Genomic DNA, 25,777 nt, shown 5'->3' with positions numbered 1-25,777 from the left:
CATGGGGCGAAACCCCGGAGAAGACCAATGGCCGCAGCCAAGACCACCGATTTCACCAAGATGATGTCCGACATGATGGGTGCATTCCCGATGGACATGACCGCCATGAACGACGCGTTCAAGACCTCGGCCGCCATGGGCGAAAAGATGTCGAAGGTCGCCTTCGACGCCGCCGAAAAGTCGACCGACCTCTCGGCCAAGTGGACCAAGGACACGCTGGCCAAGATGGCCGACGTGACCGCCGTCAAGGCCGAGCCGACCGACTACACCAAGGCGATGACCGATTTCGCCTCGGCCCAGGCCGAGATGGCCGCCGAGCACATGGCCGCCTTCGCCGAGATCGCCAAGAAGGTGCAGATGGAAACCGTCGAGCTGATGATGGCCGCCGGCAAGGAAGCCACCGAAGAGGCGACCGCCGCCGTCAAGAAGGCCACCGCCGAGGTGACCACCGCCGCCAAGAAGGCCGCCGCGAAGTAATCGCGCCGACCCACGGCACGGATTTCGTGCCGGTGTCCTCCCCACCGGCATGAATACCAGAAGGGCGAGCCTCCTCCCGGCTCGCCCTTCACGTTTCTGCCCCTGCACATTGAATTTGCAATTCCCGCCCATAGGGGTAGGCTGGCGCATGCTGCACTGCGGGAAGGGAGTGAAGGCATGGCGACCGAGGGCGAACCGCTTCTGATCAAGCGGTATGCGAGCCGCAGGCTCTACAACACCGAAACCTCCGATTACGTCACGCTCGAGGATATCGCGGGCTTCATCCGCACGGGCCGCGACGTCAAGATCGTCGACCTGAAATCCGGCGACGACCTGACTCGGCAGTATCTCCTGCAGATCATCGCCGAGCATGAAAGCCGCGGCGAGAGCGTGCTGCCGATCACCGTGCTCACAGACCTGGTGCGCAGCTACTCCACCCAGGGCGGCTCGGTCGTGCCCGATTTCCTCGCCATGTCCTTCGACATGCTGAAAGAGGGCCAGTCGAAGATGATGGAGAACATGACCGCGATGAACCCGATGGCGCGGATGCCGGGGTTCGAGGCGATGCGCGCCCAGCAAGAGGCCTTCATGAAGGCGATGACGGGCGGCATCACGGGCGGCCTCTCGGGCCAATGGTCCGGCCCCGATCCGCAGGACGGCGACGGCGACCGCTCCGCCACCGAAGAGCTGGACGAGATCAAGCGCCAGCTCGCCGATCTCCAATCCAAGCTCAGCAAGATGTAAGCCGCACAAGCGCGCAGGCCCGCCCCCGTGTTCCGTATCAGTGCCCTCTTGTGTCTCGCCCTGCCGCTCCTGTCCGGCTGCGCCCTGCTCGGGATCGAGCGCCCCCCGGCGCCCGGTTCCGCGGCAGCCGTCTACCGCGCCGCCATGGCCGATCTCTCCGACTGCGTGATCGCGCCCGATCCTGCCACCGCGGCCCGCCTCGCCGAGGCCGCGGCGCGCCTTCAGGCCGAAACCCGCCCCACCGATCCCGACCATTTCTACATGACCGACCGCGTCACCGCTGCCGCCGCCTATTGCGCAGAGGCAGCGACCCGTTAACCCCGCATCAAGGTTAACGCGCGCCCCCTGCTTCTCCGTTTCAAAAATATCCAGGGGGCAGGCCGAAGGCCGGGGGGCAGAGCCCCCCCGAATTTTCGTACGAAAATTCGCACCCCCCTGAATTTTCGCATGAAAATTCGGCCGCGATCGCCCTCAGGCCACCTCGTCGAAGACCTGCTTCAGTGCCGCGTCGAGCTTCTCGAACATCTCGTCCATCTGCCCGTCCGTGATGGTAAAGGGCGGGCACAGCACCACCGATTGCCCCAGCGGCCGGCAGATCAGCCCGTGATCGGTGCAGGTGTTGGCGATCCGCTCCGACACCGACAACGACCCGTCGAAGGGCACCTTGCCGTCCCGATCCTTCACCGCCTCGAGCGCCCACATGTAGCCCACGCCGCGCAGCTCGCCGATGTTGGGATGCTCCGCGATCCGCCGCAGCCCCGCCTCCATCCGGCCCGCGCCCGCGCGCACCATCTCGAGCAGCCCTTCCTCCAGCACCACGTCGATGGCCTTCAGTGCCACAGCACAGCCGACCGGGTGGCCCGACGCCGTGAAGCCGTGCGGAAACTCCTCGATCGGGTCGATGGCGGCCTGCAGCCGGTCCGTCATCTCGGGCCCCAGGATCACCGCCCCCATCGGGAAATACCCCGCCGTCAGCGCCTTGGACGAGATGATCGCATCGGGCACGAAATCATAGGTCTCGCAGCCCCAGGTATTCCCCGTCCGCCCGAAGCCGCAGATCACCTCGTCGGCGATCAGGGGAATCCCGTGTTTCTTCAGGATCGGCTGAACCGCCTGGAAATACCCCGCGCTCGGCGGAATGACCCCGCCCGCGCCCATCACCGGCTCGGCGAAGAAGCCCGCGATCGTCTCCGCGCCTTCACGCGCGATCACCTCTTCCAGCTCCCGCGCCAGCCGCGCGGTGAACGCGGCCTCGCTCTCGCCCGCCTCGCCATAGCGCCAGTAATGCGGGCAGGTCAGGTGGATGAACCCCGGCAGAGGCAGGCCGAAGACCGAGTTGTAGGGCTTGCCCGTCATCGAGGCCGAGACCGCCGTCACCCCGTGGTAGCCGTTCCACCGCGTCAGGATCTTGCGCCGCTGCGGCTGCTCCTCCGCGCCCGCAAGGAACCACAGCATCTTGACCATGGTGTCATTCGCCTCGGAGCCGGAATTGGTGTAGAACACCTTGCCCCGCTCAAAGGGCGAGACCTCGACCAGCCGCTCCGACAGGGCGACGGTCTGGTCCGACATCCGCCCGAAAAACGCGTGATAGCCGGGGAAGCGGTCGTATTGCGCCTTGGCGGCCTCGGCCAGCCCCTTGTGGTCGAAGCCCGCCACCATGTTCCACAGCCCCGAGTTCGCATCGAGATAGCGCTTGCCGTTGGTGTCGACGATGTAGGGCCCCTCGCCATGGGTCACCACGACCGTGCCGCGCTCGCGGATCGAGGGCAGGTCGGTGAAGCCGTACAGCGAATGCGCCTCGGCGCGGGCTTCCCAGGAATTGGGCGCGTGGTCTTTCATGGCGGTCTCCGGGCGAAGGATTTGCGCCACGCTAGACCGGCCCGAAGCCGCCCGCAATCGCCCCAGTGAAAACGACGAAACCCGGCGTCAGCGCGCCGGGTTCCGAGGGGTTTCGCAGGCGAAAAGACGGGCCGCGCCGCTCAGGTGCCATAGGCGAGCGTCGCGCCCTTCACGTCCTCGGCGGCGGCTGTCAGCGCATCGGCGATGAAATCCAGCTCCGGCTTCGTCAGCCGCACCGGCAGCCGCACGTCGCAGGCGCGCATCAGCATCGCGCGGGTCTGCGGCAGCTCCTGCCGCTCGCCGGGGATGAACTGCCAGTTCCAGAAGGCCCGCGCGTTGTCGGTCGACAGGCCGAAGATCTGCACCTTCACGCCGCGCGCCTCGGCGGCCGCGGCAAAGGCTTTCGCCTCGGCATCCGTGTCGAAACCGACAAGGTTGAACTGGATCGAATCCGGTGCCCGCGTCTCGGGCACAAGCGGCGGCGGCACGTCCAGCCAGGGCGAGGCGTTCAGCAGGTCGGCCACGTAATCATGGTTCGCAAGCCCGTCACGCACCCGGCGCTCCAGCTCGGGCAGCTGCGGGCGGATGACGGCGGCCGAGAGGTTCTGCAGCCGCATGTTGTAGAGCGGCAGCCGGTTCTGCCAGCGCGCGAAAGCCAGCGCCAGCTCGGGGTCGTTCTGCCCTTCCGGCCCCTTGTGCTTCTTCCAGTTGTGCTCATAGGCGCCCGACATGATCACGCAGCGCGCGGCAAGGTCGGCGTCATCGGTGATCAGGATGCCACCCTCGCCCGCGTTGATCATCTTGTAGGACTGGAACGAGAAACAGCCGATCTTGCCGATCGTCCCGATCTTCTGCCCGTGCCAGAGCGTGCCGAGCGAATGGGCCGCGTCCTCGATCACCGGGATGCCACGCGCGTTGCAGAGCGCCATGATCGCGTCCATGTCGCTGGTATGGCCGCGCATGTGGCTGATGATGACGGCCTCGATGCTGTCGTCGAGCTTGGCCGCGAAATCACCCATGTCGATGCGGTAATTCTCGCCCACCTCGACCAGCACGGGCTGCAGGCGTGCGTGAACCACCGCCGAGGGAACGGCGGCAAAGGTGAAGGCCGGGATCAGCACCCGCGCGCCGGCCTGCAGGCCAAGCGCCTCGAGCGACAGGAAAATCGCCGCCGAGCAGGAGGAGACGGCGAGCGCGTATTTCACGCCCATCATGTCCGCGAATTCACGCTCCAAGAGCGCGACGGGCGCATCGGCAGGGGCGGTGTAGCGGAACAGGTCGCCCGATTGCAGCAGGCGGTCGATCTCGGCGCGCGCGCCCTCGGGGATCGGCTCGGCGTCGTAGACATTGGGTGCGAGCGCCATGATTTCACCTTTTCGAAATCTTCTCTTTCGGATTTCTTATCCTGTTAAGCGCCCGAAATCCAGCGCCGTGACGCGATGTCATGCAAATGTCGCGCAAGATATGGTGGCTCAGACGCCCAGGCGGTCGCGCATCGCGTACCAGGTCATCGCCAGCGTCAGGATCGGCGCACGCAAGCTCGTGCCGCCCGGAAAGCGCGGGACGGGGAGCGCCTCGAAATTCGCAAGGCCCTCGTCCTGTCCCATCACCGCCTCGGCCATCACGCGCCCGGCCATGCCCGACAGCGCCACGCCATGCCCGGAAAACCCCGCGCCCGACAGGATGTTGGGGGCCACGCGGGCGACATGGGGCAGGCGGCTCATCGTGATGCCGAGCGCGCCGCCCCAGACATGGGTGATGCCGACGCCTTTCAGCTGCGGAAACAGCCGCTCCATCCGCGCCACCAGCGGCGCGCGGATATCGCGGGGAAAGCCCATGCCGTAGCTTTCGCGCCCGCCGAACAGGAACCGCCGGTCGGCGCTGAACCTATAGTAATTCACCACGAATTTCGAATCCGCGACGCAGATATCCTCGGCCAGAACCTCCTGCCAGCGGTCGGGCAGGGGCTCTGTCGCGGCGATGAAGCTGTTGATCGGCATCACCCGCGCGTTCACCTGCGGCAGGATGTCGGGCAGGTATCCGTTGCCCGCAACGATGGCATGGCCCGCCGTGACCTGTCCCCGCGGCGTGCTCAGCACCAACCGCGGGCGCGGCGTGATCGCCGTCACCTCGGTCGTCTCGTGGATGACGGCGCCCGCCGCCTCCGCCGCGCGCGCGAGCGCACGGACATAGGCAAGCGGCTGCACATGGCCGCCGCCGGGGTCCATCATGCCGCCGCGGTAGAGCGGCGATTTCACCAGCTCGGCAAAGCCGCGCTGGCCCAGAACCTCGGTCCGGTAGCCATGGCGTTTCTCGAGGTGCTCGCTCTCGGCCCTGAGCCCGGCAAGGTCGGTCTGGTCATAGATGCCATAGGCCGCGCCGGGGCGGTAGCTTGCCTCGGGCGCATGCGCGGCGCAGAAGTCGCGCACCTGCGCGCGGGCGGCCTCGGCCATGTCCCAAAGCGCCGCCGCGCGTGTCTCGCCCAGCTGCGCCTCCAACTCGCGCTGCGACTGGTTGAACCCGAGGTTCAACTGCCCGCCGTTCCGTCCCGACGCGCCGAAGCCCACGCGATGCGCGTCCAGCACCACGACACGACGGCCCGCGCGCGCCAGCGTCAGCGCGGCCCAAAGCCCGGTGAAGCCCGCGCCGATGACGGCGACATCCACTTCGATGGCCCCCGTCAGCGAGGGCCGCGCAGGCTCGGGCGGCAGGCTGGCGGCATACCAGCTGGGGGCGTGTTCGCCGCGCCTGTCGTTGCGATAGAGCGGGTTCATACGTTCAGCAGCAGGTGTTCACGCTCCCACGGCGAGATGACCTGCAGAAATTCGTTGTATTCCAGCTCCTTGACGGCGGAATAGACGCGGCAGAACTCCTCGCCCAGCACCTGCTGGATGGTGCCGTTCGCGCTCAAGAGCCCCAGCGCGTCGCCAAGCCCGCGCGGCACGCCGCTTTCCAGCTGGTAGGCATCGCCGGTGTAGGGATCGGAGGGGTCGGTTTCCTCGATCAGCCCGACCAGCCCGCAGGCCAGCGAGGCGGCGATGCCGAGATAGGGGTTGCAATCCATCCCCGGCAGCCGGTTCTCGATCCGCCGCGCGGCGGGCTCGGACACGGGCACGCGCAGGCCCGTGGTCCGGTTGTCGCGCCCCCATTCGAGGTTGATGGGCGCGGCGAAGTCGGGGACGTAGCGGCGGTAGCTGTTCACGTAAGGTGCAAGCAGCGGGATCACGGCAGGCAGGTTGCGCTGCATCCCGCCGATGAAATGCAGGAAGACCGGCGTCTCGGCGCCCTCGGGCGTGGAAAAGATGTTCTCTCCCGTGGCGATGTCGATCACCGAATGGTGGATGTGCATCGCGCTGCCCGGCTCGCCCTCGATGGGTTTCGCCATGAAGGTCGCGTAGCAGTCGTGGCGCAGCGCGGCCTCGCGGATCATCCGCTTGAAGAAGAACATCTCGTCGGCCAGCCGGACCGGATCGCCGTGGCGCAGGTTCAGCTCGATCTGGCCCGCGCCGCCCTCCTGCAGGATGCCGTCGATCTCGAGGCCCATGGCCTCGGCGTAATCGTAGATGTCGTCGATGACCTTGCCGTATTCGTCGACCGCCGACATCGAATAGGCCTGCCGCGCGGCGGCGCGACGGCCCGAGCGGCCCATCGGCGGCTCGATCTCGCGGGCGGGGTCGGTGTTGGGCGCGACGAGGTAGAACTCCATCTCGGGGGCGACGATGGGTTGCAGCCCGCGCGCGTTGTAGAGATCGACCACCCGCTTCAGCACGTTGCGCGGCGCATAGGGGACCGGGTTGCCCTTCTGGTCCTTGATGTCGTGGATCACCTGCAGCGTGGTGTCCGCCGTCCAGGGCGCGGGCGTCGCGGTGGTGTAATCCGGCGTCAGGATCATGTCGGGTTCGGTGAACCCGTCCGCGACCTCGTCAGCCCAGTCGCCGGTGATGGTCTGGAAGAAGATCGAGTTGGGCAGGTAGAAATGGCTTTGGCGGGCGAACTTGCCGCCCGGCATGGCCTTGCCGCGGGCGATGCCGGCAAGGTCGGCGACGATGCACTCGACCTCGTCGATGGCGCGCCCTTCGAGGTAGGCGCGGGCGACCTCGGGGAGCTGGTCGAGCAGCCGGGCGACGGACTCGGAGCTCATGCGCGGGCCTTCTGGGCAAAGGGGATGCGGGTGGCGGGCGCGCCCTCCAGCACATCGGCCAGCCAGTCGGCCACGAGGCGGCTGTCGGTCGGCTGGTCGAGCTGCGCGCGCGCGGCCGCGACCAGCGGCGCGGGCACGGTCGCCGCGCGGTGCTCGGCCAGCATCTCGACGACCGAGGCGGGAAATTCCGGGTGCGGCTGCACGGTCAGGATGCGGTCGCCGATGGCAAGGACCGCGTTGCAGGTGAAATCGTTGCCGCCCAGCACCTTGGCCCCCGGCGGCAGCGCGACCACCTGGTCCTGGTGCCAGGCGTTCAGCGCCACCTCGCGCCCGCCGATGCGGTAGGTCTTGCGCCCCACGGCCCAGCCGCCGGGGAATTTCACCACCCGCCCGCCGAGCGCCTGGGCGATGATCTGGTGACCGAAGCAGATGCCGACCAGCGGCTTGCCCGCGTCGCGGATGGCGCGGATCAGCGCCTCCAGCGGCGGGATGAAGGGGTGATCCTCGTAGGCGCCGTGGCGCGAGCCGGTGACGAGCCAGCCGTCGGCGGCCTGCGCGCCCTCGGGGAAGTCCATGTCGACCACCGACCAGGTGGTGAAGGTGAAATCCCGATGCGCGAAGAGCCGCGCGAAGAGCTCGGAATAGGTGCCGTCCCGTGCCGCGACTTGGTCGGGGACATGGCCGGTCTGCAGGATGCCGATATGCATGGGGGTCTCGCGTGAACGGATGCGATGAAGCTATGCCCGCAAGGCGGGCGGGGCAAGGGGGGCAAACCTCTTGCAAGAGGTTTGCGCACGCCCTTGCAAGGGCGTGACCAGACCCTTGCAAGGGTCTGGCACAGGATCTTGCAAGATCCTGTGGGCGCGGGGTCAGACCGTGTCGAGGTAAAGCTCGGTCTGCTCCTCGGGCGACAGTTCGGCCATGTAGTGCAGCTCCTGCCGCTTGGTCGCCAGCAGGTTGGCGATCAGCTCGGGCGGGAAGATGCGCGCGATCTCGGCGCTGTCCGCGAAAGCGTCGATCGCGCCCTGCCAGTCGCGCGGCAGCTGCGCGAGGTCCTGGTCGTAGGCGTTGCCGGTCACGGGCGGCGGCGGCTCGGCCGCATCCTCGATCCCGTTCAGCGCAGCACCCAGGATGGCCGCGATCAGCAGGTAGGGGTTGATGTCGCCGCCCGCGACGCGATGCTCGATCCGCCGCGCGGCGGGACTGCCCGAGGGGATGCGCAGCGCCGTCGTGCGGTTCTCGTAGGCCCAGGCGACGCCGGTCGGCGCATGCGCGCCGGGCACGAAGCGGTCGTAGCTGGTGGCGTGGGGGGCGAGGATCAGCATCGAGCCCGGCATCGCCTGCAGGCAGCCCGCAACCGCGTGGCGCATCGCCTGCGAGCCTTGTGCGCTGCCATCGTCGAAGATGTTGCGCCCGCCCTCGTCGAGGATCGAGAAATGCGTGTGCAGCCCGTTGCCGGAATACTCCGGATAGGGTTTCGCCATGAAGCTCGCGGCGAAGCCGTGCTTGCGCGCCAGACCGTTCACCAGGAGCTTGAAGAACCACGCGTCATCCGCCGCCTTCAGCGCGTCGGGGGCGTGCATCAGGTTGATCTCGAACTGGCCCGGCCCGGCCTCCGAGATGGTGGTGTCGGCGGGAATGTCCATCGCCTCGCAGGCGTCGTAGAGCGAGGTGAAGAAATTGTCCCAGGCATCGAGCTGCCGCATGGCGAGGATCTCGGCCTGTTGCCGCCGCTTGCCCGAGCGGGGCGAGGGGGGCACGCGCAGCTCGCGGCCGCGGTCGTCGATCAGGTAGAACTCCAGCTCGGTCGCCACCACGGGCGTCAGCCCGCGGGCCTTGTATCGCTCCACCACGCGGGCGAGCGCATGGCGCGGGTCGCCCGCGAAGGGGCGGCCGTCGTCGTGGAACATCCAGATCGGCAGAAGCGCCGTGGGCGTGTCGAGCCAGGGCATCGGCACGAAGCCGCGCTCGGTGGGGCGCAGCACCCCGTCGGGGTCGCCCGCCTCGAAGACCAGCGGGCTGTCGTCGATATCCTCGCCCCAGATGTCGAGGTTCAGGACCGAGAAGGGAAAGCGCGTGCCCTCCTCGATGGCCTTGTCGGCGTAGCGCCGGGCGATGCGCTTGCCGCGGGGCTGGCCGTTGAGGTCGGCGGCGGCGACGCGGATGGATTTCACTTCCGCGTGCTCGCGGAGGTAGTCGGTGTTCATCTGATCACTTGCGGGCGAATGCGCAGCCTTTGCCGCCGTTCGGCGGGCAGGTGGCGGTTGAGGCGCGTGTTGATGGCGCCGAAGACCCCGATGATGACCAGCGTCAGCAGGACGAAATAGACGGCCACGATCGGGTAGGGGATGAAGGGGTTGAAGGTGCGGTCGGCGAAGTAGTTGGCGTAATAGAGCGCGTCGCCCTTCTGCTGGAAGGCGGGGAAGGACGAGAAGAACACCAGCGCCGTGGCGTGGAAGAGGAAGATCGCCTCGTTGGTGTAGGCGGGCCACGCGAGCCGCATCGTGGTGGGAAAGGTGATGCGCCGGAACTTGCCCCAGCCCGAGAGGCCATAGGCATCGGCCGCTTCCAGGTCGCCCTTGGGCACCGCGCGCAGCGCGCCGTAGAAGATCTCGGCCGCATAGGCGGAGGTGTTGAGGAAAAGCACGATCAGCGCGCCCAGCCAGGCGCGGGCGAACCAGCGGGTTTCGGCGGCGATCTCGACGCCGAGAAAGGTGAACTCGACGCCGACGCGGGGCAGCATGACGAAGGCCTCGTAGGCCATGAAGAACTGGATGAAGAGCGGCGAGCCGCGGAAGATGAAGATGAACCATTCCGCCGGTTTGCGGATCAGCCGCGCGCGCTGGTTCTTGGCCACGGCCAGCGCCACGGCGAAGACGAAGCCGAAGGCGAGCGCCAGAACTCCGAAATAGACGTTCCAGATCATCCCCGAGCCGATCAGCACGACCTGTTCGCAGAGCGTGATATCCTCGCGCGGCAGCAGCCGCTCGCCGATGCCGAGCGAGCGCAACCCGTAGTCCTGCAGGGCTTCCGCGCAGATCATGCCGCGGCCCTCCGCATCTCTTCGCCGGCCGCCGTGGCCTGCCCGTGGCTGAGGCGCTGGGTCAGGCGGGCCAGCACGATTTCCGAGACCCGCGTGAAGGCGAGGTAGAAGACGAGAAGCCCGAGGAAATACCAGAACCGCCAGTCGGGGTGCGGGTATTGATAGGCCGAGGTGCGCGAGCCGCCGAGTTCACGCGCCCAGTAGACGATATCCTCGATGCCCAAGAGGAACAGGAGCGGCGTGGCCTTGATCAGGATCATCCAGATGTTGCTGAGCCCCGGCAGCGCGTAGATCCACATCTGGGGCACGAGGACGCGCCAGAAGACCTGGGCGCGCGTCATGCCATAGGCTTCGGCGGTTTCGAGCTGGGCGCGCGGGACCGCGCGCATCGCGCCGTAAAGCACGTTGCCGCAGAAGGCGCCGAAGACGATGGCGTAGGTGAAGACGGCGAGCGCGAAGCCGTAGAGCTCGTGGACCCATTGCGGCGCGTTGCCGGACGGCGTGCGCGCCTCGGGGCAGACGAGGAAATTCGCGCCCTGGCGCACGTCCTCGGTCCAGTCGGGGCAGGCGATGACGTGGCGGGTGTATTCGATGGCCTGGTCGAGGACGAGGATGAAGAAGAGGAAGAAGACGATGTCGGGCACGCCGCGCACCATGGCGGTGTAGAGCTTGCCGAGCCAGCTGACGGGCAGGATGTGGGAGCGCGAGGCCGCGGCGGCGAAAAAGCCGAAGGCGAGCGCGGTGGGCGCGGTGACGGCGAGCAGCGCGAAGACGGTCAGGAAGGACTGGTAGAACAGGAAATGCGCGCCGTTGGTCAGGTAGCAGCTGAACCAGCGGAGCGTGTCGAGCGTGTCGGGGTCTGTGCAGAACTCGAACATGTGAGCCTTTGGCGGGCGGCGCGATATTGGGGGGCTCTGCCCCCCGTCGCGTTCCGCGACTCCCCCGGGATATTTCCGAAACGGAGAAGGGGGGCGGTGGCGCGTTAACCTTGATGAAAGGTGAAGGGGGCAGGCCGCGCGGGTCTGCCCCCTGTCGGGTCGGATCAGAAGGTGGCGGCTTCCTCGCCGAACCATTCGAGGATCAGCGCGTTCAGCGTGCCGTCTTCCTTCATCGAGGTGATGGCCGCGTCGAAGGCCTCGCGCCGTTCGTCGCCTTCGCGCAGCGCCATGCCGACGCCGCCGCCGAGCTGGACGGGTTCGCCCACGATCATCAGGTCGGCGTCCTCGGCGGCGATGGGCAGCAGGTAGTCGCCGTCGGCGAAGACCGCGTCGGCCTCGCCGTTGCGGACGGCGGCGACGGTTTCATCGGGGGTGGCGAACTCGATCAGCGTGGCCCCGCTTTCGGCGATGTAGCCGGCCTGGATCGTGTTGGTCTGCGCGGCCACCACGGCGCCCTCGAGGGTGAAGTCCTCGGACATGCCCATGAAGAGCGATTCCGCGGGCGGGAAGTAGGCTTGCGTGAAATCGACGATTTCCTCGCGCTCGGCGGTGATCGACATGCCGGCGATGATGGTGTCGTAATTGCCGGAGGTCAGGTTGGGGATGATGCTGTCCCAGTCGTTCGTCACCCATTCGCAGGTGAAGCCCGCGCGGGCGCAAAGCTCGTCGCCCACGTCGCGCTCGAAGCCGGTGATCTCGCCGTTGTCGTCGATGAAGTTGTAGGGGGGGTAGGCGCCCTCGGTGCCCATGCGGACGGTCATGCCATGGGCATCGGCGAAGGCCGCGCCGGCGCTGACGGCCACGAGGCCCGCGGTGAGGATCAGGTGTTTCATCTTGCAGTCTCCCAGTTGAGTTCGGGTGGTCTTGCCTCAGAGATCAGGCCGCCTGGCCATGGCTGAGGAATTGTTGCAGGCGCGCGGATCGGGGCGCGCCGAAGATCGCGTCGGGCGGCCCCTCCTCCTCGATCTTCCCCTGGTGGAGGAAGACGACATGGGAGGAAAGATCGCGCGCCATGCGCATGTCATGGGTCACGAGGATCATGGTCCGCCCTTCCGCGGCGAGCGCGCGGATCACGCGCACCACCTCCTGCTCGAGTTCGGGGTCGAGGGCGGAGGTGGGTTCGTCGAAGAGAAGCGCGCGCGGCTCCATGCAGAGGGCGCGGGCGATGGCGGCGCGCTGCTGCTGGCCGCCCGAAAGCTGGGCGGGCCAGGCCTCGGCCTTGTCGGCGATGCCGACCTTGGCGAGATAGGCGCGGGCGCGCTCCTCGACCTCGGCCCTGGGTTGGCCCAGCACGGTGACGGGGGCCTCCATCACGTTCTGCAGGATCGTGAGGTGGGACCACAGGTTGAACTGCTGGAACACCATCGACAGGTTCGTGCGGATGCGGCGGACCTGTTCGGCATCGGCGGGGCGGCGGGCGTGGCCCGTGCCTGTCCAGCGCACCGGGTCGCCTTCGAAGACGATCTCGCCCTGCTGGCTGTCCTCGAGCAGGTTGAGGCAGCGCAGGAGCGTGGATTTCCCCGAGCCCGACGAGCCGATGAGCGACACGACATCGCCCTGGCGGGCGGCCAGATCGACGCCGCGCAGCACCTCGAGCGCACCGAAGCTCTTGTGCAGGTCGGTGATCGAAAGGACGGGAGCGGGCGCAGCGGTCACGGGTCAGTCTCGGTCATGGTCGGGGGATTTGTGCCCAAGCGTGATGCAATTGCAACGCTATTGTGCAGGGTGACCACGGGTAAGCCTGCGGGTGAGGCCGGTTTCCGGGGGCGATGGTCAGGGATTGGGCGGGATCGGGACGGCGCGGTAGGCGGTCGCGTCGATCTGCACGATGCCGTGGAGGTCGAGGGCCGCGCGGGTCTCGGCGGGCAGGGCGGCCAGCGCCTCGGCGAGGGCGGCGCGGATCGGGGCGGGGTCGTTCCTCGCGGCGGTGATGTAGGGAAGCGCCGGGCTGGGGTCCGTGCGGGCGATCTCGAGCGTGGGATCGGCTTGCCCCGCGCGGACGAGCAGGCGCCAGGTCTGGGCGTCGATGGCGGCAAGATCGGCGCGCCCCTCGGCCACCGCGCGGGCCGAGGCGGCATGCGCGCCGGTGATCGTGACCGGGCCGGGGGGGATGCCCTGCGCCGTGAGCCAGCCGTGCAGCGCGGCCCAGCCCGATTGGCTGAGCGCGTCGTTGACGGCGAGGCGGGGATGGTCGGGGATCACCCTGCCGCGGGCGGGGATGACCGAATTGTAATGCCCCGGCGGGCAGCCCGGCAGGGCGTAATCGGGGGTGGCGACCAGCGTGACCTTGTCGTGAAGCCGCGCGCGGTAAGGCAGGCCGCAGGTCTGCGCGAAGATCAGGTCGGGGCTTTGCCACACCTCCCACGGGTCGCGGTCGCGGGTCAGCGCCTCGGGCGCGGCGATGCCGCGGGCGCGGAGCGCGTCGCGCAGCGCGGCCCAGAGCGCGTCCGTTTCGGCGCGCAGCTCGGGGCGGTCATACATCGGCAGGGCGGCGATCATCGCCGGGTCAGTCGCGGTAATGGGTGTCTTCCACCCGTTTCCGGGCGAGGTTCGAATCGCGGTCGTTGATGCCCAGCATGGGGGCGATCATGCGCAGCATCGCGTCTTCCTCGGTGTCGCGTTCGCCGTCGGCGAGCACGATGAACCACAGCGCCTCGATCACGTGGACGCGGTCCTCGTAGGGGACGGCCTCCTTGATGGCGCGGGTAAAGCGGACGGTGTCGGGGGCTTCGGCCTCCAGCGCCTCGGCGTCGGAGCGCAGCGCCTGCGCCTCGGCCTCGGCCAGCCGGTAGCGATGGGCGAGGACACGGTCGATCTGCGCCTTCTCGATGGCGGCGTAATCGCCGTCGGACCGCGCGAGCCGCACGAGAAGGGCGGCCAGCGCGACGCGGGCGTCGTCATGGGGCAGGGGCGCGGGGTCGGGGGCCGTCAGGCGGCGGAGAAGATCGAGAACCATGCCGCCTGATATAGGCCCGAGGCGCGGCGGTGGAAAGCCGTCAGGGGATGCGGATCGTGCCTTGGGCAATCTTCACGGCGCGACCGGCGATGCGGATGGTGGCGAGGCTGCCGTCCGTAACCTGGGCGGTCAGGCGGATGTCGGAGGGGCGGCCCATCTCGATGCCCTGCTGCAGGGGGATCGTGGTGGTGCCCTCGGGCAGCGCGCCATTGGTCAGGAGCTGGGCGGCAAGGATCGCGCTGGCCGAGCCGGTGGCCGGGTCCTCGGGGATGCCCGCGGTGGGCGAGAACATGCGCGCGCGGTAGCCGTGGCCGGTGGCGGTGTAGAGATAGGCGCTGTCGACCTTCGCCGCGTGCATCAGGGTGGACCAGGCGGGTTCCTGCGGGCGGGCGCGGGCCAGCGCGGTCAGGGTCGGGACGGGGACATAGAGGAAGGCCGGCCCGCCCTCCCAGACGCCGGGGGCGTGGGGGCCGATATCCTGCGGGGTGAGGCCGAGGGCCTCGGCGATCATCGCCTGTGGTGGGGTGTCGGCGTGACGGACCGGGAGCTTGGGGGCGGTGAACTCGGCCAGCGTGCCGGTGGCGTCGCGGGTGAGGGTGACGGGGACGAGGCCCGCCTGTTCCTCGAGCGTGATGCGGGTCGCCGTTTCTCCGGCGAGGTGGAGGGCGCAGCCGATGGTGGGGTGGCCCGCGAAGGGGATCTCGGCGGTGGGGAAGAAGATGCGGACCTTGGCCGTGTGGGCGGGGTCGTCGGGGGACTGGATGAAGAGGGTTTCCGACAGGTTGAACTGCCGCGCGATGGTCTGCATCTGCGCCGTGCCCAGGGCGTCTGCGCCTTCGACGATGGCAAGCGGGTTGCCGGTGAAGGGCGTGTCGGTGAAGACGTCGTAGACGTGGAAGCGGAGCATGGGCGCGGGTCCTTTCGGCGGGTCGGGCGCAGCGAACACGCTCGCGCCCGTTTGGGCAAGGGGCGCGCTGCGCCCGGCCGGCGGCAGCGGGAACCGTCTGGGCGGGACTTTTCGGGGGCGCTTGTCCTGACGGTGTCCGCTCCTCTCCCCGGGGTGCCCCGGCCATGATGGGGGCTGGCGCGGAGCGGGTGCCGGGATGGAGCGGTGGCAGAATGCCGGGCGCGGTTGGGCTCCCGCGAGGCTGGGTTGCGGAGGGAAGAGTGGCCTTGGGCGCTCTCCTTTGGCGCGGGACGCGAGGGGGGCGTCGGGCTGGGAGCCTCCGGCGCCCGGTTCATGGAGGGCGCAAGGCGCGCGCCTTGCGGGGACCCTTGGCGAGGGCGGCGCGGGTGGTGAGGCGGTGCGCGGGTGGGGATGTGGCGCAGGGGTTGCGCCCGGTCGAGGGCGGTCTGTCGGTTGCGCTGCACGTGGGTTGGGCCGTCGCCGGTATGGGGTGCCCGGCCCGCGCGCGCGGGCCGCCTTCGGAAAACACGCGTTTTCCGCCGGGTCCCGTCAGGGAAAACTGCGGCTCGGGACGGGGGTTGCGCTGTCGGACGAGGGTCCGCTCCGCGCGGGATGGCAAAGGATGGCGGCGCCGCCAAGGGCGGTCCCCATGTGGCCGCCCTTGTCAGGGGCGGCCCCGGTGTCCGGCTCTGATCGGCCCGCGGCCTGCCGGGCCATGGGACGGAAACCTGAAGGTCGGCGGGGGTGTCAGGCCCGCCGGGACATGTCCATGGCCGGGGACACTCCCATGGCGGCGTTAAGAAAGCGTGAAGCCGCGAATCCTTTGACAGGATGCCCGGCCACGCCTATGAATTGAACAAGCGTTCAATTAACGGGAGGGTTGCGCGCATGTTCCTCGGTTCGATGACGTTCGATTTGGGCGATGAGGTCAACGCGCTGCGCGAGATGGTGCACGCCTGGGCCCAGAAACGGGTGAAGCCGCTGGCCGCCGAGACCGACGCGAAGAACGCCTTTCCCAACGAATTGTGGCCCGAGATGGGGGCGCTTGGCCTTCTCGGCATCACGGTCGACGAGGCGTATGGCGGCGCGGGGATGGGATACCTCGCCCATACCGTCGCGGTGGAGGAGATCAGCCGGGTCTCGGCCTCGATCGGCCTGTCCTACGGGGCGCATTCGAACCTCTGCGTGAACCAGATCAATCTGAACGGCACGCCCGAGCAGAAGGCGGCCTATCTGCCGAAGCTCATCACCGGCGAACACGTCGGCGCGCTGGCCATGTCGGAGGCCGGCGCGGGCTCGGATGTCGTCGGCATGCAGCTGCGCGCCGAGAAACGGAACGACCGCTACGTTCTGAACGGCACGAAATACTGGATCACCAACGGGCCGGATGCCGACACGCTTGTCGTCTACGCCAAGACCGACCCCGCGGCGGGGTCGAAGGGGATCACGGCCTTCATCGTGGAGAAGACGATGAAAGGCTTCTCGACCTCGCCCCATTTCGACAAGCTGGGAATGCGCGGGTCGAACACGGCCGAACTGATCTTCGAGGATGTGGAGGTGCCCTTCGAGAATGTCCTCGGCGAGGAGGGCCGCGGCGTGCGCGTGTTGATGTCGGGGCTGGATTACGAGCGCGTGGTCCTGTCGGGCGTCAACATCGGGATCATGGCCGGATGCCTCGACGAGGTGATGCCCTACATGGTCGAGCGCAAGCAATTCGGGCAGCCCGTCGGATCGTTCCAGCTGATGCAGGGCAAGATCGCGGACATGTACACGGCGATGAACTCGGCGCGGGCCTATGCCTACGAGGTCGCTAAGGCCTGCGACCGCGGGCAGGTCACGCGGCAGGACGCGGCGGCCTGCGTGCTTTATGCCAGCGAGGAGGGGATGAAGGTCGCCCACCAGGCGGTGCAGGCGATGGGCGGCGCGGGGTTCCTGAACGACAGCGCCGTGTCGCGCATGTTCCGCGATGCCAAGCTGATGGAGATCGGCGCGGGCACCTCCGAGATCCGGCGGATGCTGGTGGGGCGCGAGCTGATGGCGCTGATGGGCTGAGGTTTGCGCGGGGCGGCGGGCCGGGGAATGCGTATTTGGAGAAAGATGAAGGCGGGGGGCGGTGCGATGGGGCCCCTGGGGGTCGGTCTCACCGGGCTGGTGACGGTGGGGGCGGCCTTTGGCCTGTGGCTGGGCCTGCGCGCCGTGCCGCCGGGCGAGACGGAGATGATCGAGGCCGCCGCGGCGCGTTACGTCTCGGAGACCGGCGGGTCGAGGACCGATTGCGCGGGGCGGCCCGCCACGATCGCGGGGGTGCGGCTGGTGGTGACCTGTGGTGCGGATTGGGCGGTGGCGCTGGATCGCTGGGGGCGGCCTGTGGACGGGTTCGGCGCGGGGCCGGGCACGTGAGGGGCGCGGCGATGGCGGTCTGCGCCGTCCTCGGGGTGGCGGGGGCGGCCTCGGCGCAGGAGGGCTTGCCGGACTACCCGGACTGCCTGGCGCGGGCGGTGGCGCATTTCGAGATGGAGTTTTCGCGGGTGGGCCTGGCCGGGGAGCGCGAGGATTTCGAGATCGTGAGCCGCGAGCGGATAGAGTATTGCGGCACGCTGGCCATCGTGGCCTGCGACCGCTCGGGCGCGCCGCTGGCCTGCCAGGCGGAACTGGCCGCGCGGCAATGGGCCTTGCGCGATGCGGTGCTGGCGGGCCTGCCCGCGCCCGAGGCGGTGCGCGGCGATCCGGTCTGGGCCGAGGGGCTTTACCCGACGCTCTGGGGTGTGGCGCGCGGGTCTTCGGCGGGGCCGGATTGCGCGGGCGCGGATGCGGCCTATGCCGCGTGGTGCGAGACGCGGGCGGCGAGCCGGAAACTGGCCGAGGCGGTGTCGCTCTGGCAGGTGGCGCGGCTCTTGGGCGCGGCGGGGCCGGCGGTGGAGGCCGGATGGGTCGAGGCGGCGCGCTATGCGCCGGTGATGCGGCCCGGGGAAGGGGAAAGCCGATGAGATTGAAGTCGTCCTTCATGGCCGGGTCGGAGGAGGCGCGCGCGAACCGCACGGCGCATCTGTCTGCGCTGGCCGAGATCGAGGAGGCTGCCGCATTGGCCGCCGAGGGGGGCGGCGCGCGGGCGCGGGAGCGGCATGTGTCGCGCGGCAAGATGCTGCCGCGGGAGCGGGTGGCGAACCTGCTCGATCCGGGCGCGCCGTTTCTCGAGGTCGGCGCGCTGGCGGGCCACGGGATGTACGAGGGCGCGGCCCCCTGCGGCGGCGTGATCGCCGGTGTGGGCGTGGTCGAGGGGCGGCAGGTGATGGTCGTCTGCAACGACGCGACGGTTAAGGGCGGGACCTATTACCCGGTGACCGTGAAGAAGCACCTGCGCGCGCAGGAGATCGCCGAGGAGAACCGGCTGCCCTGCATCTACCTTGTCGACAGCGGGGGGGCGAACCTGCCCAACCAGGACGAGGTCTTTCCCGACCGCGACCATTTCGGGCGGATCTTCTACAACCAGGCGCGGATGAGCGCCAAGGGGATCGCGCAGATCGCGGTGGTGATGGGCTCTTGCACCGCCGGAGGGGCCTATGTGCCCGCGATGTCGGATGTCTCGATCATCGTGCGGGAGCAGGGGACGATCTTTCTCGCCGGGCCGCCCTTGGTGAAGGCGGCGACCGGCGAGGTGGTCAGCGCCGAGGACCTCGGCGGCGGCGACGTGCACACGCGGCTGTCGGGCGTGGCGGATTACCTGGCCGAGGATGATGCGCATGCGCTGGCGCTGGCCCGGCGGGCGGTGCGGTCCCTGGGGGGTGCCGGGCTGAAGCCCGGCCTACGGGGCCGCGACCCGGCGTTTGACCCCGACGATTTGCTGGGCGTGGTGCCTGCCTCTCTGACCACGCCCTATGACATCCGCGAGGTGATCGCGCGGATCGTGGACGACAGCTGGTTCGACGAGTTCAAGCCGCGGTTCGGCGAGAGCATCGTCACCGGTTTCGCGCAGGTCATGGGCCTCGATGTGGGGATCGTGGCGAACAACGGGGTGTTGTTCTCGGAAAGCGCGCAAAAGGCGGCGCATTTCGTCGAGCTCTGCTCGCAGCGGCGTATCCCGCTGGTTTTCCTGCAGAACATCACCGGCTTCATGGTGGGCCGCAAATACGAGAACGAGGGGATTGCGCGGCATGGCGCGAAGATGGTGACAGCGGTCGCCACGACCGCGGTGCCCAAGGTGACGATGCTGGTGGGCGGCTCCTTCGGGGCCGGCAATTACGGCATGGCGGGGCGGGCCTATTCCCCGCGCTTCCTGTGGTCCTGGCCGAATTCCCGCATCTCGGTGATGGGCGGCGCGCAGGCGGCGGGTGTTCTGGCCACCGTCAAGCGCGACGCGATGGAGCGCGCGGGGCAGGCCTGGTCGGCGGAGGAGGAGGCCGAGTTCAAGCGCCCCACGATCGAGATGTTCGAGCGGCAGTCGCACCCGCTTTATGCCTCGGCGCGGCTTTGGGATGACGGGGTGGTCGATCCGCGCAAGTCGCGCGAGGTGTTGGGCCTGTCACTTGCAGCCGCGTTGAACGCGCCGGTGGAGGAGACGCGCTTTGGCCTGTTCCGGATGTGAGCGGCGGCGGAGGCGGGCGTCCCACCCACCCGCCCCCGCCCGCCTCCGCCGCCTGCAAGGGCCGTGCGCCCGGTGTCCGGGTGTCTCGCGTGTGGCGGCGTCGCAGTGCGTATTTGGAGAAAGATGAAGGCCATGGGGGCGACATTGGACGAGCTGAGGGCGCGCTATCCGGGGGCACAGACCTACCGCTTCGGGGACAGTGCCGCGCTGTCGGATGCGCTTCTGGCGCTGGTGCGGGCGGGCAAGAAGCGGGCGACCTGCACGGCCGAGGCCGAGATCGGCGTCTCCGAGGTGCTGCCCGAGGTGGGGCGCTGCGATATCGTGCTGGATTTCGACGATGTGCCGCAGCTGGTGACGCGCACGCTGGAGCTGGTCCGGCTGCGGTTCTGCGACATGACCGAGGAGATGGCGCTGATGGAGGGGGAGGACGAGACGCTGGCGGGCTGGCGCGACGGCCATGAGCGGTATTACCGGCGGGCGGGGATCTTCGCGCCCGAGATGGGGCTGATCTGGGAGCGGTTCGAGCTGGTCGAGGACCTGGTTCAGGATCGGGGGGAGGGGCACTGATGTTTCGCAAGATCCTGATCGCCAACCGGGGCGAGATCGCGTGTCGGGTGATCGACACCTGCCGCCGGATGGGGGTGGGCACGGTCGCAGTCTATTCCGATGCCGATGCGCGCGCGCGCCATGTGGCCATGGCCGACGAGACGGTCTGGATCGGAGGCGCGCGGCCTGCGGAGAGTTACCTGAGGGCCGATGCGATCATCGCGGCGGCGCAGGCGACGGGGGCCGAGGCGATCCATCCGGGCTACGGGTTCCTGTCGGAAAACCCGGAGTTCGTGGAGGCGGTGGAGGCGGCGGGGCTGGTCTTCATCGGGCCGTCCGCCGCGGCGATCCGGGCGATGGGGCTGAAGGATGCGGCCAAGGCGCTGATGGAGGAAGCGGGCGTGCCGGTGGTGCCGGGCTACCATGGCGCGAACCAGGACCCCGAGCACCTGGCGGGGGCGGCCGATGCCATCGGCTACCCGGTTCTCATCAAGGCCGTCGCGGGCGGCGGCGGCAAGGGGATGCGCCGCGTGGACGCGCCCGCGCGCTTCATGGAGGCGCTGGAGAGCGCGAAGGGCGAGGCCGCGACGGCCTTCGGCAACGAGGCCGTTCTTATAGAAAAATACGTCGAGAAGCCGCGCCATATCGAGGTGCAGGTGTTCGGCGACGGGGCGCGGGCGGTGCATCTGTTCGAGCGGGATTGCTCGCTCCAGCGGCGGCATCAGAAGGTGATCGAGGAGGCCCCGGCGCCCGGCATGACGGCGGAGATGCGGGCCGCGATGGGGCAGGCCGCGGTGCGCGCCGCCGAGGCCATCGGCTATTCCGGCGCGGGCACGGTGGAGTTCATCGTGGACGGCGCGCGCGGGCTCAGGCCGGACGGGTTCTGGTTCATGGAGATGAACACGCGGCTGCAGGTGGAACACCCGGTGACCGAGGCGATCACGGGGGTGGACCTGGTCGAATGGCAGCTGCGCGTCGCCGCGGGGGAGGATTTGCCCGCCCGGCAAGACGAACTGGCGATCGACGGGCATGCCTTCGAGGCGCGGCTTTACGCCGAGGATGTGCCGAAGGGGTTTCTGCCCGCGACCGGCGTGTTGCGCCATCTGCGCTTTCCCGAGGGCGCGCGGGCCGAAACCGGCGTGCGGGCTGGCGACGAGATCTCGCCCTGGTACGATCCGATGATCGCCAAGATCATCGTCCACGGGCCGACGCGGGCGGTGGCGCTGCGCAAGCTCGACGCGGCGCTGGCGGGCTGCCAGGTGGCGGGGTCGGTGACGAACTTGGGCTTCCTGCGGGCACTGGCGGGGCATGCGGGCTTTGCCGCGGGGGATGTGGATACCGGGCTGATCGAGCGCGACCTTGCCGCGCTGGCGGCGGTGCCCGTGGCCTCGTCGCGGGTGCGGGCGCTGGCCGCGATGGGGGCGCTGGGCCTGACCGGCGAGGCCGGGCCGGTCGAGGGGTTCACGCTCTGGGCGCCGCTCAGGCGGTCGGTGATGCTGCGCGGCGAGGGGGAGGAGATCGCCGCGGGGGTCGAGGTCTTGCCGGGCGGGGCCGCACGCGTCACGCTGGGCGACGTGGCGCAGGAGGTGGTGCGCGACGGTGCGGGCTGGCGGGTCGATGGCGCGCCGGTGTTGGCCGAGGTCGTGGCGCTCGAGGGCTCCGTCGCGGTGTTCCACGGGGACGGCCATGTCTTCGAGGTGGTCGATCCGCTGGCGGTGGCGGCTGCGGCGGGCGGCGGCGCGGGGCGGATCGAGGCCCCGATGCCGGGGCTGGTGAAGGCGGTTTTCGTGGGGCCGGGCGATGCCGTCTCGGCGGGCGACCGGCTGGCGGTGCTGGAGGCGATGAAGATGGAACACGCCCTGACGGCGGGCCGCGACGGGATCGTGGCCGAAGTGCTGGTGGAGGCCGGCGCGCAGGTCGAGGCGGGGGCGGCGCTGATCGTGCTGGAGGAGGGGGAGCCATGAGCGCATTCGCGTTTTGCAAAACGCGCCTCACGTCCTTGAAAGGACGTGGCCAGAGCCTTGCAAGGCTCAGGCCAGTCTCTTGCAAGAGACTGGCGGGGCGCGCGCGATGATCCGGTTGCACCATGTGCCCTGGGGGCGGTCGTTCCGGGTTCTGTGGCTGCTCTGCGAGATGGGGATGCCACCCGACGAGATCATCCGTTACGGGATCGGCAGCCGCGCGATGCGCGAGCCGGGGCTGAAGGGCCTGTCGCCCGCGGGGCGCATCCCGGCGCTGGAGATCGACGGGCGGTCGATCTTCGAAAGCGCGGCGATCCTGCAATATCTCTGCGAGAGCCGCCCCGAGCATGGCTTTGGCCGCGCGCCGGGGCATGCCGAGCGGGTGCGCTACCTCGAGCTGATGGGGTTCGCCGAGACCATGGCCTCGCTCATCGAGCAGTTGAACCTCAACCACCTGTTCCTGCGGCCGCCCGCGCGGCCCTCGGCGGTGGTGGTGAAGCTCAACACGCTGCGGCTGGCCGACACGTTGCAGGCGCTGGAAGGGATGGTGGAGGGGGATTACCTTCTGCCCTCCGGCTTCTCGGCGGCGGATGCGATGATGGGGTTCAACCTCTTTGCCGCGCCCTTCTACGTGCGGATGGAGCCTTATCCGGCGCTCCGCGCCTATTGGGACCGGTTGCAGGCGCGGGAGGGCTTCCGGCAGGCGGCCGCGATCGAGGGGCCGCAGGCGTTTTACGCGCAAGACTTCTACGAGGTGCCGGCAGATGGATGAGGTCGTCGAGATATTCGAGGGTGAGCCGCGTCTCGGAAACCGTCCGGTGGACGGTTTCCGCGGCGAACGGGCGGAGCCCCGGAGGCGTTCGAGGGAGGCGCGCAGCTGATGTCCGGATTCGTGGAGATATTCGAGGTTGGCCCCCGCGACGGGCTGCAGAATGAGGCGCGGATCATCCCCCCGGCCGAGAAGATCGCGCTGGTCGACGCGCTTTCGGCGGCGGGGTTCCGGCGGATCGAGGTGGCGTCTTTCGTCTCGCCCAAATGGGTGCCGCAGATGGCTGACGGGGCCGAGGTTCTGGCGGGCATCACACGGGCCGAGGGTGTGCGCTATGCCGCGCTGACGCCGAACATGACGGGTTACGAGGCGGCGGTGGCCGCGGGGGTGGGAGAGATCGCCATCTTCGGCTCGGCCTCGGAAGGGTTCTCGCGCGCGAATATCAACGCGAGCATCGCCGAAAGCCTCGAGCGGTTCCGGCCCGTGGTCGAGGCCGCGCGGCATATCGACCTGCCGGTCCGGGGCTATGTCAGCTGCGTCGTGCAATGCCCCTATGACGGGGCGGTCGCGCCGGGCGATGTGGCGCGGGTGGCCGATGCGCTGTTTTCCATGGGGTGCTACGAGATCTCGCTGGGCGACACGATCGGGGCGGGCACGCCCGACAGCATCGCGCGGATGCTTCTGGCGGTGCGCAATGCCGTGCCGGTGGGGCGGCTGGCGGGGCATTACCATGACACGGGCGGCCGGGCGATGGAGAATATCGACGCCTCGCTGAGCCTCGGGCTTCGGGTCTTCGACGCGGCCGTCGGTGGCCTCGGCGGATGTCCCTATGCGCCCGGCGCGGCAGGCAACGTGGCGACCGAGGCGGTGGCGCGGCATCTGGCGGCTTTGGGATACGAGACGGGGCTTGACCTCGAGGCGGTGGAGGCCGCGGCGGCACTGGCACGGGGGATGCGGGATGCGGACGCTTGATCTGGAGGTGGATGCGCGCGGGGTGGCCTGGCTGCGCCTGAACCGGCCCGAGGTGCATAACGCGATGGATGCCGCGATGATCGCGGAGCTGACCGAGGTGGCCGAGCGGCTGGGGCGCGACCCCGCCGTGCGGGTCGTGGTGCTGACGGGCACGGGGCGGTCCTTTTGCGCGGGGGGCGACCTGGGCTGGATGCGCGCGCAGATGGCCGCCGATGCCGAGACCCGCGCGCGCGAGGCGCGGGCGCTGGCCGGGATGCTGGGCGCGCTCGACCGGATGCCCAAGCCCTTGATCGGGCGGGTGCAGGGGCAGGCCTTCGGCGGCGGCGTGGGGCTGATGAGCGTCTGCGACGTGGCCGTGGGCGTGGACAGTGCGAAATTCGGGCTGACCGAGGTGCGGTTGGGGCTGATCCCGGCCACCATCGGGCCCTATGTCGTGGCGCGTATGGGGGCCGCGCGGGCGCGGCGGGTGTTCTTCTCGGGGCGCGTCTTCGGCGCGGCCGAGGCGGTGGAGCTGGGGCTTCTGGCGCGCGCGGTGCCGGAGGCGGCGCTGGACGGTGCGGTCGAAGCGGAAATCGCGCCCTACCTTTCGGCTGCGCCGGGCGCGGTGGCGGCGGGCAAGGCGTTGGTGGCGGAGCTGGCGGCGCCGGTGGACGAGGCGCAGATCGCGGCGACCATCGCGGCGCTGGTCGCGCGCTGGGAAAGCGCGGAAAGCGCCGAGGGGATCGCGGCCTTCTTCGAGAAGCGCAGGCCGGCCTGGGTGGAGTGAGCGCGCGCGGGTGGCGCGGAGTGCGAATTTTCGAGCGAAAATTCCGGTGGGGTTGCGAATTTTCGTACGAAAATTCGGGGGGGCTCTGCCCCCATCCCTTCGGGATTCCCCCGGGATATTTTTGAAACGGAGAAGCGGGAGAGGGTGGCATGAAAGCGGTATGGTACGAGCGGTTCGGGCCGGCGTCGGAGGTGCTGGTCGCGGGCGAGATGGACGCACCCGTGGCGGGGCCGGGCGAGGTGCTGGTGCGCCTCCATGCCTCGGGGGTGAACCCCTCGGACGTGAAGCTGCGCGCGGGCGCGCGGCCGGGGGCGGTGATGGCCTATCCTCGCGTGATCCCGCATTCGGACGGGGCGGGCGTGATCGAGGCGGTGGGCGCGGGGGCGGATGCCGCGCGGATCGGCGAGCGGGTCTGGGTCTGGAACGCGGGCTGGCAGCGTGCCTTCGGCACGGCGGCGGAGTTTGTCGCGCTGCCCGCCGAGCAGGCGGTGCGGCTGCCGGACGGCACGTCCTTCGCGGAAGGGGCCTGTTTCGGCATCCCCGCCATGACGGCCTGGTACGCGGTGATGGGCGACGGGCCCGTCGCGGGGCAGACCGTGCTGGTGACGGGCGGTGCGGGCACGGTGGGCCGCTACGCGGTGCAGATGGCGCGGGCGGCGGGCGCGCGGGTGATCGCCACCGTCTCATCGCCCGAGAAGGGGGCGCATTCCACCGCCGAGGAATGGATCGACTACCGTGAGACGGACGTGGCCGGGGCGGTGATGGAAATGACGGGCGGCGCGGGTGTCGACCGGATCGTCGAGGTGGATTTCGGTGCGAACCAGGCCACGAGCCTTGCGCTGGTGAAGCCCGGCGGGGTCATCGCCTCCTACGCGAGTGCGGCCGAGATGGTGCCGCGGCTGGAGTTCTACCCGTTCATGTTCAAGAACGTGCGGCTGCACATGCTGATCGTCTACCAGCTGACCGGCGGGTTGCGGCGCGAGGGGGAACGGCAGCTGACCGCCTGGCTCGAGGCGGGGATGCTGTCTCATGCCGTGGTGCCGGGGGGCGGGCTGGCGGACTGCGCCGCGGCGCATGACCTGGTGGCGTCGGGCGACAAGCTGGGCACGGTTGTGCTGGACATCTGACCGGTCGGA

26 protein-coding genes are annotated in these 25,777 nt (G+C 69.3%); 13 read left to right on the top strand and 13 right to left on the bottom strand.

The features are described from left to right. Nucleotides 1-27 precede the first annotated feature (27 nt). The 3 genes from QQK83_RS08135 to QQK83_RS08125 all read left to right on the top strand — a co-directional run bounded on the left by QQK83_RS08135 (nucleotide 28) and on the right by QQK83_RS08125 (nucleotide 1,539). Entirely contained in the window at nucleotides 28-477 is a 450-nt protein-coding gene (locus QQK83_RS08135) for a phasin family protein (RefSeq protein ID WP_284263267.1), read from the top strand. 177 nt (nucleotides 478-654) lie between these two features. Further along, entirely contained in the window at nucleotides 655-1,221 is a 567-nt protein-coding gene (gene phaR / locus QQK83_RS08130) for a polyhydroxyalkanoate synthesis repressor PhaR (protein WP_284263266.1), read from the top strand. Between the two features lie 27 nt (nucleotides 1,222-1,248). After that, nucleotides 1,249-1,539: a hypothetical protein gene (locus tag QQK83_RS08125; protein WP_284263264.1), complete on the top strand. Its 291-nt coding sequence runs from the start codon at nucleotides 1,249-1,251 to the stop codon at nucleotides 1,537-1,539. Between the two features lie 153 nt (nucleotides 1,540-1,692). Here the strand turns inward: QQK83_RS08125 and QQK83_RS08120 are convergent, their stop codons facing one another. The 13 genes from QQK83_RS08120 to QQK83_RS08060 form a co-directional block, all read right to left on the bottom strand. Further along, the gene (locus QQK83_RS08120; RefSeq protein WP_284263262.1) at nucleotides 1,693-3,060 is read right to left on the bottom strand and encodes an aminotransferase; all 1,368 of its coding nucleotides are present in this window, start codon (nucleotides 3,058-3,060) and stop codon (nucleotides 1,693-1,695) included. 140 nt (nucleotides 3,061-3,200) lie between these two features. Next, on the bottom strand, nucleotides 3,201-4,424 hold the full coding sequence (locus tag QQK83_RS08115; RefSeq protein ID WP_284263260.1) for a DegT/DnrJ/EryC1/StrS family aminotransferase: 1,224 nt from the start codon (nucleotides 4,422-4,424) through the stop codon (nucleotides 3,201-3,203). A 108-nt stretch (nucleotides 4,425-4,532) separates the two neighbouring features. Further along, nucleotides 4,533-5,834, bottom strand: coding sequence for an NAD(P)/FAD-dependent oxidoreductase (locus QQK83_RS08110; protein ID WP_284263258.1), 1,302 nt, complete (start codon nucleotides 5,832-5,834; stop codon nucleotides 4,533-4,535). Beyond that, nucleotides 5,831-7,201 carry a glutamine synthetase family protein gene (locus QQK83_RS08105; RefSeq protein ID WP_284263256.1) on the bottom strand — a complete coding sequence of 457 codons (1,371 nt, stop codon included), beginning with the start codon at nucleotides 7,199-7,201 and terminating at the stop codon, nucleotides 5,831-5,833. Before QQK83_RS08105 ends, QQK83_RS08110 begins: the two co-directional genes overlap by 4 nt. Next, complete coding sequence (locus QQK83_RS08100; protein ID WP_284263254.1) at nucleotides 7,198-7,908, bottom strand: type 1 glutamine amidotransferase; 711 nt, start codon at nucleotides 7,906-7,908, stop codon at nucleotides 7,198-7,200. The genes QQK83_RS08105 and QQK83_RS08100 overlap by 4 nt, the downstream gene beginning before the upstream one ends. 162 nt (nucleotides 7,909-8,070) lie before the next feature. Further along, nucleotides 8,071-9,408, bottom strand: coding sequence for a glutamine synthetase family protein (locus QQK83_RS08095; protein ID WP_284263253.1), 1,338 nt, complete (start codon nucleotides 9,406-9,408; stop codon nucleotides 8,071-8,073). Then, entirely contained in the window at nucleotides 9,405-10,244 is an 840-nt protein-coding gene (locus tag QQK83_RS08090; RefSeq protein ID WP_284263252.1) for an ABC transporter permease, read from the bottom strand. The genes QQK83_RS08095 and QQK83_RS08090 overlap by 4 nt, the downstream gene beginning before the upstream one ends. Further along, nucleotides 10,241-11,122 carry an ABC transporter permease gene (locus tag QQK83_RS08085; RefSeq protein ID WP_284263251.1) on the bottom strand — a complete coding sequence of 294 codons (882 nt, stop codon included), beginning with the start codon at nucleotides 11,120-11,122 and terminating at the stop codon, nucleotides 10,241-10,243. The genes QQK83_RS08090 and QQK83_RS08085 overlap by 4 nt, the downstream gene beginning before the upstream one ends. A 164-nt stretch (nucleotides 11,123-11,286) precedes the next feature. Beyond that, nucleotides 11,287-12,015 carry a transporter substrate-binding domain-containing protein gene (locus QQK83_RS08080; RefSeq protein ID WP_284263250.1) on the bottom strand — a complete coding sequence of 243 codons (729 nt, stop codon included), beginning with the start codon at nucleotides 12,013-12,015 and terminating at the stop codon, nucleotides 11,287-11,289. A gap of 43 nt (nucleotides 12,016-12,058) precedes the next feature. After that, nucleotides 12,059-12,838: an ABC transporter ATP-binding protein gene (locus tag QQK83_RS08075; protein WP_284263249.1), complete on the bottom strand. Its 780-nt coding sequence runs from the start codon at nucleotides 12,836-12,838 to the stop codon at nucleotides 12,059-12,061. Nucleotides 12,839-12,955: 117 nt separating this feature from the next. Further along, nucleotides 12,956-13,681 (bottom strand): PhnD/SsuA/transferrin family substrate-binding protein, encoded by a 726-nt coding sequence (locus tag QQK83_RS08070; RefSeq protein WP_284263248.1) that lies wholly within the window; start codon nucleotides 13,679-13,681, stop codon nucleotides 12,956-12,958. A gap of 7 nt (nucleotides 13,682-13,688) precedes the next feature. Continuing rightward, a complete protein-coding gene (locus tag QQK83_RS08065) occupies nucleotides 13,689-14,138 on the bottom strand; it encodes a tellurite resistance TerB family protein (protein ID WP_284263247.1) in 450 nt (149 codons plus the stop codon). 40 nt (nucleotides 14,139-14,178) lie between these two features. Beyond that, nucleotides 14,179-15,045, bottom strand: coding sequence for a PhzF family phenazine biosynthesis protein (locus QQK83_RS08060; protein ID WP_284263246.1), 867 nt, complete (start codon nucleotides 15,043-15,045; stop codon nucleotides 14,179-14,181). Between the two features lie 888 nt (nucleotides 15,046-15,933). On the opposite strand from QQK83_RS08060, the gene QQK83_RS08055 reads away from it, so the two are divergent. From QQK83_RS08055 to QQK83_RS08010, 10 genes are all read left to right on the top strand, one after another. Further along, a complete protein-coding gene (locus QQK83_RS08055) occupies nucleotides 15,934-17,097 on the top strand; it encodes an isovaleryl-CoA dehydrogenase (protein ID WP_284263245.1) in 1,164 nt (387 codons plus the stop codon). A gap of 66 nt (nucleotides 17,098-17,163) precedes the next feature. Next, a complete protein-coding gene (locus QQK83_RS08050; RefSeq protein ID WP_284263244.1) occupies nucleotides 17,164-17,445 on the top strand; it encodes a hypothetical protein in 282 nt (93 codons plus the stop codon). 11 nt (nucleotides 17,446-17,456) lie between these two features. After that, nucleotides 17,457-18,032 (top strand): hypothetical protein, encoded by a 576-nt coding sequence (locus tag QQK83_RS08045; RefSeq protein ID WP_284263243.1) that lies wholly within the window; start codon nucleotides 17,457-17,459, stop codon nucleotides 18,030-18,032. Further along, the gene (locus tag QQK83_RS08040) at nucleotides 18,029-19,627 is read left to right on the top strand and encodes a carboxyl transferase domain-containing protein (protein ID WP_284263242.1); all 1,599 of its coding nucleotides are present in this window, start codon (nucleotides 18,029-18,031) and stop codon (nucleotides 19,625-19,627) included. Before QQK83_RS08045 ends, QQK83_RS08040 begins: the two co-directional genes overlap by 4 nt. A 132-nt stretch (nucleotides 19,628-19,759) precedes the next feature. Continuing rightward, nucleotides 19,760-20,194: an ASCH domain-containing protein gene (locus QQK83_RS08035; protein ID WP_284263241.1), complete on the top strand. Its 435-nt coding sequence runs from the start codon at nucleotides 19,760-19,762 to the stop codon at nucleotides 20,192-20,194. Beyond that, nucleotides 20,194-22,137: an ATP-binding protein gene (locus QQK83_RS08030; protein WP_284263240.1), complete on the top strand. Its 1,944-nt coding sequence runs from the start codon at nucleotides 20,194-20,196 to the stop codon at nucleotides 22,135-22,137. Before QQK83_RS08035 ends, QQK83_RS08030 begins: the two co-directional genes overlap by 1 nt. A 106-nt stretch (nucleotides 22,138-22,243) precedes the next feature. Then, on the top strand, nucleotides 22,244-22,906 hold the full coding sequence (locus tag QQK83_RS08025) for a glutathione S-transferase family protein (protein WP_284263239.1): 663 nt from the start codon (nucleotides 22,244-22,246) through the stop codon (nucleotides 22,904-22,906). Nucleotides 22,907-23,014: 108 nt separating this feature from the next. Beyond that, complete coding sequence (locus QQK83_RS08020; protein ID WP_284263238.1) at nucleotides 23,015-23,875, top strand: hydroxymethylglutaryl-CoA lyase; 861 nt, start codon at nucleotides 23,015-23,017, stop codon at nucleotides 23,873-23,875. Continuing rightward, nucleotides 23,862-24,641, top strand: coding sequence for a crotonase/enoyl-CoA hydratase family protein (locus tag QQK83_RS08015; RefSeq protein WP_284263237.1), 780 nt, complete (start codon nucleotides 23,862-23,864; stop codon nucleotides 24,639-24,641). Before QQK83_RS08020 ends, QQK83_RS08015 begins: the two co-directional genes overlap by 14 nt. A gap of 149 nt (nucleotides 24,642-24,790) precedes the next feature. Beyond that, nucleotides 24,791-25,768: an NADPH:quinone reductase gene (locus QQK83_RS08010; protein ID WP_284263236.1), complete on the top strand. Its 978-nt coding sequence runs from the start codon at nucleotides 24,791-24,793 to the stop codon at nucleotides 25,766-25,768. The last annotated feature ends 9 nt before the right edge of the window (nucleotides 25,769-25,777 follow it).

Origin of the sequence: Roseicyclus amphidinii (assembly GCF_030163755.1) — a bacterium.
In the GTDB taxonomy this organism is placed as follows: domain Bacteria; phylum Pseudomonadota; class Alphaproteobacteria; order Rhodobacterales; family Rhodobacteraceae; genus Roseicyclus; species Roseicyclus amphidinii.
This window is presented reverse-complemented; position numbering and strand designations above follow the sequence as displayed.

What these genes read in the sequence shown, in the direction of transcription:
- QQK83_RS08030 (WP_284263240.1), top strand. Translation starts at nt 20,194, where the DNA reads ATGTTTCGCAAGATCCTGATCGCCAACCGGGGCGAGATCGCGTGTCGG.
- QQK83_RS08135 (WP_284263267.1), top strand. Translation starts at nt 28, where the DNA reads ATGGCCGCAGCCAAGACCACCGATTTCACCAAGATGATGTCCGACATG.
- QQK83_RS08065 (WP_284263247.1), bottom strand. Translation starts at nt 14,138, where the DNA reads ATGGTTCTCGATCTTCTCCGCCGCCTGACGGCCCCCGACCCCGCGCCC.
- QQK83_RS08090 (WP_284263252.1), bottom strand. Translation starts at nt 10,244, where the DNA reads ATGATCTGCGCGGAAGCCCTGCAGGACTACGGGTTGCGCTCGCTCGGC.
- QQK83_RS08045 (WP_284263243.1), top strand. Translation starts at nt 17,457, where the DNA reads ATGGCGGTCTGCGCCGTCCTCGGGGTGGCGGGGGCGGCCTCGGCGCAG.
- QQK83_RS08070 (WP_284263248.1), bottom strand. Translation starts at nt 13,681, where the DNA reads ATGATCGCCGCCCTGCCGATGTATGACCGCCCCGAGCTGCGCGCCGAA.
- QQK83_RS08020 (WP_284263238.1), top strand. Translation starts at nt 23,015, where the DNA reads ATGTCCGGATTCGTGGAGATATTCGAGGTTGGCCCCCGCGACGGGCTG.
- QQK83_RS08015 (WP_284263237.1), top strand. Translation starts at nt 23,862, where the DNA reads ATGCGGACGCTTGATCTGGAGGTGGATGCGCGCGGGGTGGCCTGGCTG.
- QQK83_RS08100 (WP_284263254.1), bottom strand. Translation starts at nt 7,908, where the DNA reads ATGCATATCGGCATCCTGCAGACCGGCCATGTCCCCGACCAAGTCGCG.
- QQK83_RS08010 (WP_284263236.1), top strand. Translation starts at nt 24,791, where the DNA reads ATGAAAGCGGTATGGTACGAGCGGTTCGGGCCGGCGTCGGAGGTGCTG.
- QQK83_RS08060 (WP_284263246.1), bottom strand. Translation starts at nt 15,045, where the DNA reads ATGCTCCGCTTCCACGTCTACGACGTCTTCACCGACACGCCCTTCACC.
- QQK83_RS08080 (WP_284263250.1), bottom strand. Translation starts at nt 12,015, where the DNA reads ATGAAACACCTGATCCTCACCGCGGGCCTCGTGGCCGTCAGCGCCGGC.
- QQK83_RS08105 (WP_284263256.1), bottom strand. Translation starts at nt 7,201, where the DNA reads ATGAGCTCCGAGTCCGTCGCCCGGCTGCTCGACCAGCTCCCCGAGGTC.
- QQK83_RS08120 (WP_284263262.1), bottom strand. Translation starts at nt 3,060, where the DNA reads ATGAAAGACCACGCGCCCAATTCCTGGGAAGCCCGCGCCGAGGCGCAT.
- QQK83_RS08035 (WP_284263241.1), top strand. Translation starts at nt 19,760, where the DNA reads ATGGGGGCGACATTGGACGAGCTGAGGGCGCGCTATCCGGGGGCACAG.
- QQK83_RS08040 (WP_284263242.1), top strand. Translation starts at nt 18,029, where the DNA reads ATGAGATTGAAGTCGTCCTTCATGGCCGGGTCGGAGGAGGCGCGCGCG.
- QQK83_RS08055 (WP_284263245.1), top strand. Translation starts at nt 15,934, where the DNA reads ATGTTCCTCGGTTCGATGACGTTCGATTTGGGCGATGAGGTCAACGCG.
- QQK83_RS08050 (WP_284263244.1), top strand. Translation starts at nt 17,164, where the DNA reads ATGGGGCCCCTGGGGGTCGGTCTCACCGGGCTGGTGACGGTGGGGGCG.
- QQK83_RS08085 (WP_284263251.1), bottom strand. Translation starts at nt 11,122, where the DNA reads ATGTTCGAGTTCTGCACAGACCCCGACACGCTCGACACGCTCCGCTGG.
- QQK83_RS08115 (WP_284263260.1), bottom strand. Translation starts at nt 4,424, where the DNA reads ATGGCGCTCGCACCCAATGTCTACGACGCCGAGCCGATCCCCGAGGGC.
- QQK83_RS08025 (WP_284263239.1), top strand. Translation starts at nt 22,244, where the DNA reads ATGATCCGGTTGCACCATGTGCCCTGGGGGCGGTCGTTCCGGGTTCTG.
- phaR (WP_284263266.1), top strand. Translation starts at nt 655, where the DNA reads ATGGCGACCGAGGGCGAACCGCTTCTGATCAAGCGGTATGCGAGCCGC.
- QQK83_RS08110 (WP_284263258.1), bottom strand. Translation starts at nt 5,834, where the DNA reads ATGAACCCGCTCTATCGCAACGACAGGCGCGGCGAACACGCCCCCAGC.
- QQK83_RS08095 (WP_284263253.1), bottom strand. Translation starts at nt 9,408, where the DNA reads ATGAACACCGACTACCTCCGCGAGCACGCGGAAGTGAAATCCATCCGC.